The 11,905-nt window shown below is 44.0% G+C and carries 12 protein-coding genes; 8 read left to right on the top strand and 4 right to left on the bottom strand.

Going from position 1 to position 11,905, the window contains the following annotated elements; all coding sequences use genetic code 11:
* Positions 1 to 625, bottom strand: a 625-nt coding sequence (locus tag F6K52_RS22935) for a hypothetical protein (RefSeq protein WP_293083216.1), incomplete at its 3' end; no start/stop codon positions are given.
* Between the two features lie 737 nt (positions 626 to 1,362).
* Between F6K52_RS22935 and F6K52_RS22940 the strand changes: the two genes are divergently transcribed.
* Positions 1,363 to 1,563: a hypothetical protein gene (locus F6K52_RS22940; RefSeq protein ID WP_293083219.1), complete on the top strand. Its 201-nt coding sequence runs from the start codon at positions 1,363 to 1,365 to the stop codon at positions 1,561 to 1,563.
* 112 nt (positions 1,564 to 1,675) lie between these two features.
* On the opposite strand, the gene F6K52_RS22945 is transcribed toward F6K52_RS22940, so the two are convergent.
* Positions 1,676 to 1,897 (bottom strand): hypothetical protein, encoded by a 222-nt coding sequence (locus F6K52_RS22945; RefSeq protein WP_293083223.1) that lies wholly within the window; start codon positions 1,895 to 1,897, stop codon positions 1,676 to 1,678.
* Positions 1,898 to 2,101: 204 nt separating this feature from the next.
* Between F6K52_RS22945 and F6K52_RS22950 the strand changes: the two genes are divergently transcribed.
* From F6K52_RS22950 to ndk, 5 genes are all read left to right on the top strand, one after another.
* Positions 2,102 to 4,768 (top strand): CHAT domain-containing protein, encoded by a 2,667-nt coding sequence (locus F6K52_RS22950; RefSeq protein ID WP_293083227.1) that lies wholly within the window; start codon positions 2,102 to 2,104, stop codon positions 4,766 to 4,768.
* 109 nt (positions 4,769 to 4,877) lie between these two features.
* On the top strand, positions 4,878 to 5,930 hold the full coding sequence (locus tag F6K52_RS22955) for a ParM/StbA family protein (protein WP_293083229.1): 1,053 nt from the start codon (positions 4,878 to 4,880) through the stop codon (positions 5,928 to 5,930).
* A gap of 53 nt (positions 5,931 to 5,983) precedes the next feature.
* Positions 5,984 to 6,721 (top strand): hypothetical protein, encoded by a 738-nt coding sequence (locus tag F6K52_RS22960; RefSeq protein ID WP_293083232.1) that lies wholly within the window; start codon positions 5,984 to 5,986, stop codon positions 6,719 to 6,721.
* A gap of 15 nt (positions 6,722 to 6,736) precedes the next feature.
* On the top strand, positions 6,737 to 7,783 hold the full coding sequence (locus F6K52_RS22965; protein ID WP_293083234.1) for a D-alanine--D-alanine ligase family protein: 1,047 nt from the start codon (positions 6,737 to 6,739) through the stop codon (positions 7,781 to 7,783).
* A gap of 77 nt (positions 7,784 to 7,860) precedes the next feature.
* Positions 7,861 to 8,310: a nucleoside-diphosphate kinase gene (gene ndk / locus F6K52_RS22970; RefSeq protein ID WP_293083236.1), complete on the top strand. Its 450-nt coding sequence runs from the start codon at positions 7,861 to 7,863 to the stop codon at positions 8,308 to 8,310.
* Positions 8,311 to 8,444: 134 nt separating this feature from the next.
* Here ndk and F6K52_RS22975 read toward each other — a convergent pair whose 3' ends face one another.
* On the bottom strand, positions 8,445 to 9,191 hold the full coding sequence (locus tag F6K52_RS22975; protein WP_293083239.1) for a DUF475 domain-containing protein: 747 nt from the start codon (positions 9,189 to 9,191) through the stop codon (positions 8,445 to 8,447).
* 403 nt (positions 9,192 to 9,594) lie between these two features.
* Here F6K52_RS22975 and psaM point away from each other — a divergent pair, with 403 nt between their 5' ends.
* Together psaM and F6K52_RS22985 are read left to right on the top strand one after the other, a co-directional pair.
* On the top strand, positions 9,595 to 9,690 hold the full coding sequence (psaM, locus tag F6K52_RS22980; RefSeq protein ID WP_070393681.1) for a photosystem I reaction center subunit XII: 96 nt from the start codon (positions 9,595 to 9,597) through the stop codon (positions 9,688 to 9,690).
* Positions 9,691 to 10,379: 689 nt separating this feature from the next.
* On the top strand, positions 10,380 to 10,772 hold the full coding sequence (locus F6K52_RS22985) for a hypothetical protein (RefSeq protein ID WP_293083243.1): 393 nt from the start codon (positions 10,380 to 10,382) through the stop codon (positions 10,770 to 10,772).
* Positions 10,773 to 10,894: 122 nt separating this feature from the next.
* On the opposite strand, the gene F6K52_RS22990 is transcribed toward F6K52_RS22985, so the two are convergent.
* On the bottom strand, positions 10,895 to 11,599 hold the full coding sequence (locus F6K52_RS22990) for a tetratricopeptide repeat protein (RefSeq protein WP_293083245.1): 705 nt from the start codon (positions 11,597 to 11,599) through the stop codon (positions 10,895 to 10,897).
* Positions 11,600 to 11,905 lie beyond the last annotated feature (306 nt).

An 11,905-nucleotide genomic window follows, 5' to 3' on the forward strand; every position in this document is an offset into this window, starting at 1 on the left:
TCCGTTGATAAACTACTGACTCTTGCATCATATCCTCCCGAAAATAAGCTTGAATTAACTGCTCATCAAATTTGACCCCAGCCAACAGTTGTACGCAAGCAGATAGGTTACGCTGCTGTTGTCTATCTTCGATCATATCGATTCTGGCTGCTACTTGGGATAGCAGGTTTTCTGGCACTTCCGCTTGTGCTAATACTGCCAAGGGTAATAACCCTGGGGTGGTAAGTAACGGTTGTGGGTCACATTCCCAAATCCGAATCACCCGGTAGCGGAAGGATAGGTTCCTCTCGGTAAATTGATTCACAAATACTCCGGCTAATCGGGTTGGTTTCAGGAATATTATTACCTGTTCAATATCACAACGATACTGTCGATATAACCTGACCCAATAATCCAGCATCCGCAGGGGTAAGGGAGGTTCAGATTGGGGTAAGGTTTGAAATTCCAGATGCAAGATAGCATCAGCAACTCGTACAAAAAACAAGGCATCTGCCCGAATTGGTTCTGTGCTTAGTTCGGTGTTGAGAATTTCGATATCCTCTGCTGGTTCTTGGTTAAATAACCAACGGGTAAAGGCTTGGGGATATTGTTCAACTAGATATTTTAGGGTACTATCGTAAGTCATTACACATCTGATCTAACTAAGTCAATTCTGGTTAACTAATCGAAAAGAGGGTTAAGAGCCACAAATTCGACGACTCGAATTTATCCCAAATCATCTTCAATCAAGCCAGGGGAAGGTATTTCGGAAATATTGGCCACTTAACTCACTCTTGAAATTTCCAGTAAACCCTGACAATACTTAACGGTAAATCGAGGGATAAAACCCAGGTAAAATGATTGCTATTTTTGGCTTATATTATTTAATAATATCATATTTATTAGCTAGAATTTTACTCCAATTTTAGTTAATATTTTTAAAGGTATTTTTCGCTAAAGTTGGTAGGTATTTATTGCATTTTAATCTATATTTTTCCATTAATCAGGGGCAACTCGATTTAAAAGTCCCCCTTATTAAGGGGGATTTAGGGGGATTTAAAAGGGATTCAAAAAACTGACATGTGTCTTAAATAAAGGGTGCATCTCCTGCTGTTTGACTCGGTGGTGCGTTACGGGGTGGGCTATTTCAATGGTGGCAAAGAGGCAGAAAATCAGGGCGAGCCCACCCCTAACGCACCCTACGCAAAATTTACAAAAGTGAGATACACCCTAAATAAACGCTAATGTATGCTTTCTAATTTCTATGCAATAGTTTTTTTTTACTAATCCTAAAACTCCCCAAAAAAAACTTTTTAAAACCCTTGACAATTAAAACCATAATCATTACAATAATTATGTAAACCCAAGTTAAACTTTTTCACAATGTCAGAACAATTTACTCGCAATTTCAAGAAACAACCAACTCACCATACGCTCAAAGGTCCTCGTGAATCAGTAATTAATAGTATCCAGATGCTTTATGCCCTAGGTTATGCGGAGATTGCTGAGTGGACTCCTCTAGAACCAACCGATATTCCGGGGGAAGTAATTACTACTATGACCAAGTATTGGTTGTTGCCATAACACCTTAACTTTCTGGGGGGTTTCCCCCCCCTTAGCCTTGGGTTTCGGAAATTTCTGACATATGTGATTGCCATAGCCGTGGATAGTATTTCTACGGCTATTTTTTTTTGAATTAAGAATTAAGAATTAAGAATCGGGAATCGGGAATCGGGAATCGGGAATCGGGAATTGGGAATCGGGAATTGGGAATTGGGAATCGGGAATCGGGAATAGCGATCGCTGCATCAAGACAGGGAATCAACATCAAACAAGACTGTACCTTATAACTACAAGAAACGTTATAGATTAGACAATAATTACTGAGACAATTCTTTCTTTCTGCCCTTCTCCCCATTTCCCTGTGATCGGATCTGACGAAATCGCCCTTACACAAAAAAACTACCCCTCTCTCCTTTTCTCTGTTATTATCTGTTCTCCCCCCACACTGCCCTTTTTACTCTAAATGTAAAAACCTACTCCCGATTCCCGATTCCCGATTCCCGACTCCCGACTCCCGACTCCCTTTGCTATCATTTAAATCTGCAACTGGAATTCTCCCATGAGCCGCCAATCCAGTGTCCGTATTGTTCTAGGACTTTTTTTCCTATCCAGCCTCACCATTAGCCTGTGGCTCGGTGACCTTCCCGCTACCACCTGGCAACTGCAACGGGGAAACCCAGCCACAGCTCAATCTCCTGATGCTAGCCAACTTGTCCAACAAGGGGTGGAACACTACCAACTAGGAGATTTTACTAGCGCTATAGAGTATTGGCAAACTGCCCTAACTACTTATCAAGAAACCAAGAACCGCCCTAACCAAACGATTGTCCTAGAAAACCTAGCGAGAGCTTATCAGCAAATTGGTCAAATCGATCAAGCGATTAACTACTGGGAAAAAGTTATCACTAATTATCAGCAACTGGGGGATTTACAACAGGTAGGGCGGATGCTTACCGAACTGGCTCAAGCTTATAGTAAATTGGGGCAAAATCAAAAAGCGATCGCATTATTATGTGGTACCATTAATTATGATAATCCCCAAGATAACCCCTGTGTGCCAGAAAGTGCGTTACAACTGGCTCACAGCCATCAAGACCAACTTGGAGTTGCTGCGGCTCTTGGGAGTTTGGGGGATGCTTATCGCCTCAGGGGCAAGTACGATTTAGCCATTAACTATCTCCAAGATAGCTTAACGATTGCCCAAGACATTGATAACCTTCCCTATCAATCCTCAGCCCTGAATAGTTTAGGCAATGCCTACAGTAGCAAAGCTCAGCTGAGCTATCGTCGGGGAAACTCTGCTGACAAAATCGGCTACAACAAAAAGGCTTCGGAACTAGAAGAAAAAGCTAAAAATAACGATAGCGAAGCACTAAAGTATTTTCAGAAAAGCCTCGACCTTGCTATTACTCAAAACGACCAATCCGCTCAAATGCGGGCAAGGCTTAATGAGATTCCCTTGTACTATCGCCTTGATAAATATAGCGCTAGTGTTACACAATGGCAAGAAGAATGGCAAAAAGCCTACTCCCTCTTGGAAAGTCTACCAGATTCCCAGGATAAGGTTTATGCTGCCATTGAGTTAGCTAACTTGTTGCAACCCATTGCTCCGGCTCATGAAACCAGTCCCTGGATGCGATGCTATCAGCCCAAACTAGAACCCCAGGCTATTGCACTCCTGACCCAAGCCGTTTCTATAGGGCAACGGATTAATGACCATCGCTCCCAATCCTTTGCCCTAGGGGAACTGGGTCATATCTATGAGTGTCGTGACCAGTATACAAAAGCGCTAGAGTTAAGCCAACAAGCTAGATTAGCAGCTGAGCAAAACTTGCTAGCACAGGATAGTCTGTACTTGTGGGAGTGGCAAACAGCAAGAATTTTTAAGAACCAGGGGAAAGTAACTGAGGCAATTGGAGCCTATGAAAACGCGATCGCTACTCTCGAAACAATCCGTAGCGATATCCTAACTGCTAGTCGAGATGTCCAATTTGATTTTCTTGACACCGTTAACCCAATTTACCGACAGTTAGTGACATTGAGGTTAGAGGGAGATCAAACCTTACTAAAATCAGCTTCACCCGATGTCCGTACTGAAAATATTAACATTGTCCTGAAAACCATTGATGCTCTCAAACTAGCAGAATTACAAGATTATTTTGGTAACGACTGTGTTTTACCAGCCCTGAATCCAGCCAGAGTTGACCTAGTCAGTACTCGCACAGCAGTGATTAGCACCATTATCCTGAAAGACCGAACTGCAGTAATTTTAAGTCTGCCCAATGGTGAAAAGCAATTGGAATGGATTGATAGTAATCGCGAAAGTATAAGACAAGAAATTAATCAATTTCGTAAAGAACTAGAAAGCTTTTTTGAGCCTTACAATTCCCAACAAGCACAAAAAATTTATAACTGGTTGATTCGTCCTTTTGCCTATCAATTAGAACAAGCTGAAATAGAAACCCTGGTCTTCATCAATGATGGCATCCTACGCACTGTGCCCATGGCAGCCCTCCACGACGGGGAAAAATTTTTAATTGAACGCTATGCGATCGCAACCACTCCCACCCTCACCCTGACTGAGCCTCAAGCATTAACAGCTGGGAGTTGGCGAGCACTGGTGTTGGGCTTAACCAAAGAAGCTATTGTGGATGGTCGTACATTTCACCCCTTGAGCAATGTATCCACAGAAGTTAAGGCAGTGACACAGACCATACCAGATAGCAAACAGCTACTGGATGAGGAATTTACCCGCGATCGCTTACAACAAGAATTAGGCACAACGGTTTACCCGATTATTCACATAGCTACTCACGGTGAATTCGGCACTGAACCCGAAGATACTTTCCTAGTCACTGGGGAAAATGATCAACTCACCATTGATGAATTAGATCGGGTAATTCGCAGCGTAACTAGTACTACTGAGCCAGTGGAGTTACTATCCCTGACTGCCTGTCGAACCGCCACTGGTGATGACCGAGCAGCATTAGGTTTAGCCGGTGTAGCTGTTCAAGCAGGAGCCAGAAGTGCTTTAGCCTCGCTTTGGTTCATTAATGATCAAACCACTGCCCAAATTGCCGCCCAATTTTACCAGGGTTTGCGACAATCAAACTTAAACAAAGCCCAAGCCCTTCGTGCTGCTCAAATCGCTTTACTTGAAGCAGGAGGACAATATGCTCGCCCCGCCTATTGGGCACCTTATCTAGTAATTGGAAATTGGTTTTAATCTTAGGTGGGGTGATCAATGTCCGCACCCCGCTCTTCCCTAGACGGGGCTTCCAAACATCGGACGATTTTTTGTGAGTTGAGTTAGACAAACTGCTATATACTAACCAATGACTGCTAAACAGCTTGCTACCATCGTGAACAAAGTTCCTATTCTCAGCATTGACTTAGGTCGCACCTCTACTAAAGCTTGTATCAGCCGTTACCCCGATGGTGTAGTGCTAATTCCTGCCAACGTTGCCCATCTCAGCGTTGATCAAGTGCGTCGGGGTGGGTTTGATGCTCGGTTGGGTGACCCTCTATTAGATATTTGGCTGGAGTATCAAGGCAAAGGATACGCCATTGGACAACTAGCTGCTGACTTCGGAGCTAACTTGGGTGTTGGTCAATCGAAAGTAGAAGATGCCTTGATAAAAGTTTTTGCCTGCATAGGACATTTCGAGCTTCAAGGTGACTTGGCAATTATCATGGGATTGCCCTACCATTCCCAAGAGCAGTTTGAGCGTGAAAAAGACGAATTAATTGGTATTCTGGCTTCTCCTCATGTCATGTACTACAGAGGGGAAGAAGTCTCGATTACGATTAAAAAAGTTTGGGTGATACCAGAGGGCTATGGTAGCTTAATCTGGGTGGAAGTTCAGGAGAGCAATCCATCCGATGGTGGATTGCATGACCGTTCCGTGGCTGTTGTGGATATTGGCCACCAAACCACTGACTTTATCATGGCAGATTCGTTCCGATTTGCTAGAGGAGCATCTCAGAGTGAAGCATTTGCCATGAATGAGTTTTATGATCAATTAGCTACCCAAATTCAGGGAGCTGACAGTCAATCGTTACTATTAATCAAAGCGGTAAATCGTCCAGAGGGAGAGCGCTTTTATCGTCCTAAGGGTGCTGCTCAGCCCACAGACCTGGACGAAATTATACCGAGTTTGCGCAAAAGTTTTGCCCGTGAACTGTCTGATCGCTTGCTCGCTTGGCTACCAGAACGCACCACAGACGTAGTAGTGACCGGTGGTGGTGGACAATTCTTCTGGAATGATCTTCAACTTATATTGAAAGAAGCTAGAATAAAAGCTTACTTAGCTCAACCCTCTCGAAAAGCGAATGCTTTGGGACAGTACATTTATGGAGAGGTGCAGAAACAGTCAGCATCTCGATAAATTGTAGATAAATTGTATTGTAATTATCCGGTAAGATTATAGGCATAATTCCCATGGCACCTATAGCAAAAAAAGTAAATAAAACAGTAGCATTTACCGCTAACCGGGAGGATCAATCCCTACTAAAGGCAGTAGAAAAAGAACTAGCTAAGGGTCAGTATCCTAGCTTTAGCATGTTGTGCAAGCAAGCTATCCAAGAGTTTCTGTTAAAACCAGAATCCTCTGAGGAAAAAGCATCCTCCCAGGAAACAACTGAGGGAACAACCAAGGAAACAACAGAAGAAACAACAGGTGTTGGAAATATTGAAGACAAGCTAACCCAACTGCAGCAGCAATTAACTGAAGTGGTACAGACGTTATCGGTTCAGAGTCCTAGCCAACTGAATATTCAGCTAAGTGATTTGACTCAACGAATTGAGGCAATAGACTCTAATACAACTCAACAATTGACCCAGTTACAACAGCAGCTTGGGAAATTAGAGCAAGTTCTATCTACTGAAGAATCCTCTGATCAACTTGATGATCAATTAACAGCCTTAATCCAACAGGTCAAGCAAGTGGATGACCGTTCTCATCAACAACTCGAACACTTAAAACAGCAAGTTGCTGGTGTAAAAACGGTGCTGTCGAATTTTAGTACAACGGATGTGTCTAGCTTAAAGAAACAGGGTGCCACAGCAAAAGCGACTAAAGAGTCAGATGCTACGGCTCAAGTAGGATGGGAAAAAGACGCTGATCAATCTGATGATCCATTACTAAGTCGCTTAGGCTCTTTATTAGAAGATTTTTAGTTGACTGTAGATTTTATGACAAAACGCAGAGTTGGACTGCTGTTTGGTGGTGTCTCAGGAGAACACGACGTTTCGATTAGTTCTGCAAGAGCGATCGCAAACGCTCTGGGTGCTGATGAAAATGCCTCTAAGTACGAAGTGGTGCCAGTGTACATTCAAAAAAATGGCATCTGGACAGCGGTCGAAACTGTCGCACAAGTTTTAGACTCGGAAACCCCCCTGGAATCTGCTCCTAGCGGTAATGTCTGGCAATTTCCTGCCGTTGTCAGTGAGGTAGATGTCTGGTTTCCCATCCTCCATGGACCAAATGGGGAAGATGGCACAGTTCAGGGATTACTAACCCTAATGGGAGTCCCCTTTGTGGGTAGTGGTGTTCTTGGTTCTGCTGTAGGCATGGACAAGCTCGCAATGAAGACAGTATATGCCCAAGCTGGATTACCCCAAGTCAACTACATGGAAGTTTTGCGATCGCAAGTTTGGTCAGATCCCTGTGTATTTACCAAACTCTGTGACCAAATTGAAGAAACCTTAACCTATCCCTACTTTGTCAAACCAGCTAATTTAGGCTCATCGGTCGGGATTGCCAAAGTGCGATCGCGTTCTGAATTAGAAGCCGCCTTAGATAATGCTGCTAATTACGACCGTAGGTTGATTGTAGAACAAGGGGTAGTAGGGCGAGAAGTAGAGTGTGCTGTACTGGGTAACGATCATCCCAAAGCCTCAGTAGTTGGTGAAATTACCTATGACAGTGATTTCTATGACTACGAAACCAAATACACTCAGGGTCAAGCCGACTTGTTAATCCCTGCTCCCTTACCCACTGACGTCACTACCCAGATTCAGGAAATGGCAATCCAGGCGTTTACTGCCGTTGATGGGGCTGGTTTAGCACGGGTAGACTTCTTTTATGTCGAAGCCACTAAGGAAATCTTCATCAACGAGATCAACACCTTACCAGGCTTTACTGCAACCAGTATGTATCCCCAACTGTGGGCAGCTACAGGTGTTCCGTTTCCAGAATTAGTGGATCGGTTAATTCAACTAGCAATAGAGCGGGCTTGAATCTTACTCCTTAGGGAATATCATAGGAAAGGCTATGCCCAAGATTGACCTGAGTTAAACAATTTGAGGAGATAAACTTGGAACGGACATTTCTGATGGTTAAGCCGGATGGTGTACAACGGAATCTTGTTGGTCAAATCATCCAGCGTTTTGAGACAAAAGGTTTTACCTTAGTTGGGCTGAAGCTGATGAGCGTCAGCCGTGAACTTGCCGAAAAGCATTACGCTGTTCACAAAGAGAGACCTTTCTTTGGTGGACTAATCGAATTCATCATCTCTGGTCCTGTAGTGGCAATGGTCTGGGAAGGAAATGGAGTAGTGGCTTCCGCAAGAAAGATGATTGGTGCTACCAAACCTCTGGAGGCTGAACCAGGAACCATTCGGGGCGATTATGGGTTAGACACAGGTCGCAATCTTATCCATGGCTCAGATGCCATTGAGACAGCGCAGAACGAGATTAGTCTCTGGTTTAAGGACGAAGAGCTAGTTAGCTGGGAACCAACCATAACCTCTTGGCTTTACGAGTAATAGTAACATTTACCTTTAAACGGGAAATCCAACGCTCTACCAATGTTTGGTGAGCGTTGGGATAATTGATGGATCATTGATAGGGAGATGGCGGAATTCTTCCCGACTCTTGTTAAAAACAGTTAGCGACTAGCTTATTTTGCGGTTTGCTGTTTCCCCAAAGCCGGTTGCCCTTCGTTTTCTACAGGAATTGGCTCAAGGTCTGGGGTGTTAGACTTTTCAGAAAATCCCCAAATGAACACTAGGGCAATAGCAGCAATCATTAACCATTCCGGTGGCACTAATTCCGGTTTAATCGCTCTGACCAACAGCCGCAATCCAACAAAGCCCACGGTGATGTAGCCAGCATCCTCGAGATAGACATACTCTTTCAACCAACGAATAAATAAGCCTGCCATGAAGCGCAGGGCAATTACCCCAATGCTTCCACCAGCAATAACCAGCCAGGTCTGGTCAGAAATTGCGATCGCTGTGGTGACACTATCCAAGGAAAAAGCTAAATCCGTTACAGCAATGATGGGAATTGCCTGCCATAGAGAAGTGAACTTCGGGCCATGATGGTGATCTTCTTCATCTTGATCAGATCTGAAATACTCAAAGACCAACCACAGCAAATAGGCTGCTCCCAATAACTCAAACTGCCAAAACTGCACTACCCAAGTGGCTGTCAGAATCAAAGTGATTCGTAGCACATAGGCAACTGCTAAGCCCAAGTTAAGAGCATGGCGTTGAAGTTGTTTGGTTTCTAAGCCTTGGGAAATCGCAGCTAATGCGATCGCATTATCTGCAGACAGTAAAGCTTCTAGTGCCACCAGAATCAACAAAACCACAGGAGCCTCAAGCCCAACATTAAACCGTGAGTTAAGAATTTGGTCTAGCATTAAAAATTATTAAGGTTTTAAAGGGTTAACTTAGTATATGTAATATACGTAATCGCCTAAATTACTAAAACTTTGATATTTAACTTAAATAATCTTAACATTTAATCAGGATTTGAGTGCAGTGGGACAAGGCGCGTCGGACAAGGCGCGTGGGACAAGGCGCGAGGTAACAACGCCCACACCGAACCTCCAGCAAGATCAAGGTAATAGGTGTGATAGCAATTTGAGATCAACCCAAGCTAGAAGAATGTTATTATCTGGATTTGATAAGTTATCGTGATAGAATTCCAGAACTAGTCCAATTCGTTGGCTGTGGTGCGACCCGTGGCAAATTTGATTTGCCGTTGGTCTTGCGCGCCGTTAATGGTATAGAATATCGCTCAAATAAAGGAGATTGTATACGATGCCTATTTCAGATGCCCAAGTTATCGGAGCTCTATTGCTGGCTTTGCTTCCAGGATTTCTAGCATTCCGGCTGTCTACTGAACTTTACAAATAATCCATCGGAAGCTCAAAGCCTTGCTGCTAAGCGGCCTGGATCTAGAGCGGACAAAGGATCAACAAAATCGTTTGATTGACCCCAGCCATAATCTAGGATGTGGGTGGGGTTAGCTAAACTAGTTAATGAATCGCGAAGCCTCATTAAAGCTAGTGAAATCCATGGGGAGATGGAAAAGAGGAAGAGAACCTTGCTAGCTCAGTCTTTTATGAATAGGTCTTTGATGAATAAGTCTTGGATGAAAAAGAGGGGTTGACCCTCGGAGTTAATTTATTAATAGTATTATTTTATCGCTCAGCACGACATTGATGACGCAAATGAGCGCTTTTTGAAGGGTTTCCGTGAGCAAAAGTTTCCTAGAATCGCTGCATACCCCACTCTAACTGGGAACATTACTATATATTTTATGTATTATGACGAATAATTCTATAAGCACGTGGTGAGGAATTATTCTCTTGACTGAAAGGTCCTTTCCCTTGGATTGGAGTCAACACCAGGAAATTATTGATGTGATCAAACTCACATTGTGCTAAGCTCTTAGTCTATTTGGGGGTTTGATTGTTCTATCAAGACTATTCTTGAGCTAAATTATCTGGCTAAATAAAAGGTGCATACTCAAAACTCTATCCTAATCAACCCAATAATAAACCCAAGGGCGCTGATGTACCAGCGTGGCATCGTAAACGGAAATGAACGCAATCCAACCCTCTCACTCAACTCGGGTACCATCAAAACCTCGCCGAAGAGTTCCTCGAATCAAGCACCGTCCGCAGGGACAGTCTTACGGTGCAGTTGCTGGTGAAACTACTGCTAAGTTACTTGTTAACCTAGTTCTGTGTGCCGCTGCCATTACCGCACTGATGGAACTATTACCTTATCATCTCTCACAGCAAGGCAAGTTGCGAGAAGTCAAACGAGAGGTGAAGCGAACTGAGACACGAGTGAATAACTTGCGCCGTGAATTCAGTCGCTCTTTTGACCCCAGGCAAGCCCAGAAAGTAATGCGAGAGCAAAGCTTACGACGTGATCCGAACCACGTTCAGGTCGTCTGGCAAGATCCAGACTTAGGGGATGGAAATTAGTCATACTTCCGGTGGTCATAAACTGAGCTAAAGGTAATCGGTCGAGCAAGCTCTGTGCGTTCGCGTAGCGTCTCCTAGGTCGAATCGCTGTTTGGGACGCGCATAGCTAACCAATAACCCCTTCAAGCTTTCAGTGGCTTAAGCAAATCATTGATCCAATTTTCCACTTTCTTGCGCAAGGAATCAGAAGAACCAGACAATGGCAGGCACTTCAAAGCCTTTTGATAGTCGCTGATGGCACAGTTCCAGTCACCCCGGAGATGGTAAGTACGCCCTCTCTGAGCATAGACATGGTCTTCCAGGCATCCTAGCATTAGAGCCATGTCAAGGTTTTCTAGGGCTAAATCGTACAATCCCAATTCCCGGAAGGTGATCGCTTGGTTAATCCAGGTGCGGATATTTCCCGGATTGAGGTCAATAGCTTGCTCGTAGTCGGTTAGGGCTTCAGCCAGTTGCCCAACTGATGCATAATAATTAGCGCGATTGTTGTAAGCACTGTCCAATCTCGGATCAATTCGCAGTGCCTGATTGTAATCAAATAAAGCTTTGTAGGCCTGACCACTTTGGAAATACAGCAATCCCCGATTGTTGTAGTCTGATGCACTGGTGGGATTGAGATTAATCAACTGGGTTAACAATGCGATCGCACTGTTGTAATCTCCTTGTTTCACTTTCGAGTTTGCTAAGGTGCGCAGGCTTTTCACAGAGTGTATGTGGCTTTTTCTAGGCACTAGGTTCACTGGTGCTAAATGCCTGTGGTTTTTGCGGGACATTGGGAACCACTGTCGATTTTGGTTTTGCCGATTTAAAAAAGTAGGAGCATTCATATTTGCCTCAACCTCATTTGCAGCCTATCTAGATTCAACCTTACGGCTAACAGCACCCAGCTGGTTGGTCTTAATGTGTCACTTATTCATGCGTCTTCGGTGTACCCAAGAAAACCATCCAGATTGTCCCTTGGACTTGGGACTCTTCTTTGAAGACTACAGCAGTAATATGACAGTTTCCTGAAAGACGAATTAATTTTGTTGGGATTCTGTTCTAGAGGGTCTGGGAGTGGACACTTTTGGGACAATGCACAATTCCTGACGGGGTTTGGGGTTTTGGGTTTGGGGTTTGGGGTTTGGGGTAGT

Origin of the sequence: Moorena sp. SIO3H5 (genome assembly GCF_010692395.1) — a bacterium.
GTDB lineage: Bacteria > Cyanobacteriota > Cyanobacteriia > Cyanobacteriales > Coleofasciculaceae > Moorena.

Coding starts and splice junctions, on each gene's coding strand:
- F6K52_RS22975 (WP_293083239.1), bottom strand. CDS start 9,191: ATGCTAGACCAAATTCTTAACTCACGGTTTAATGTTGGGCTTGAGGCT.
- F6K52_RS22990 (WP_293083245.1), bottom strand. CDS start 11,599: ATGAATGCTCCTACTTTTTTAAATCGGCAAAACCAAAATCGACAGTGG.
- F6K52_RS22950 (WP_293083227.1), top strand. CDS start 2,102: ATGAGCCGCCAATCCAGTGTCCGTATTGTTCTAGGACTTTTTTTCCTA.
- F6K52_RS22985 (WP_293083243.1), top strand. CDS start 10,380: ATGAACGCAATCCAACCCTCTCACTCAACTCGGGTACCATCAAAACCT.
- F6K52_RS22960 (WP_293083232.1), top strand. CDS start 5,984: ATGGCACCTATAGCAAAAAAAGTAAATAAAACAGTAGCATTTACCGCT.
- F6K52_RS22965 (WP_293083234.1), top strand. CDS start 6,737: ATGACAAAACGCAGAGTTGGACTGCTGTTTGGTGGTGTCTCAGGAGAA.
- F6K52_RS22940 (WP_293083219.1), top strand. CDS start 1,363: ATGTCAGAACAATTTACTCGCAATTTCAAGAAACAACCAACTCACCAT.
- F6K52_RS22955 (WP_293083229.1), top strand. CDS start 4,878: ATGACTGCTAAACAGCTTGCTACCATCGTGAACAAAGTTCCTATTCTC.
- psaM (WP_070393681.1), top strand. CDS start 9,595: ATGCCTATTTCAGATGCCCAAGTTATCGGAGCTCTATTGCTGGCTTTG.
- F6K52_RS22945 (WP_293083223.1), bottom strand. CDS start 1,897: ATGGGGAGAAGGGCAGAAAGAAAGAATTGTCTCAGTAATTATTGTCTA.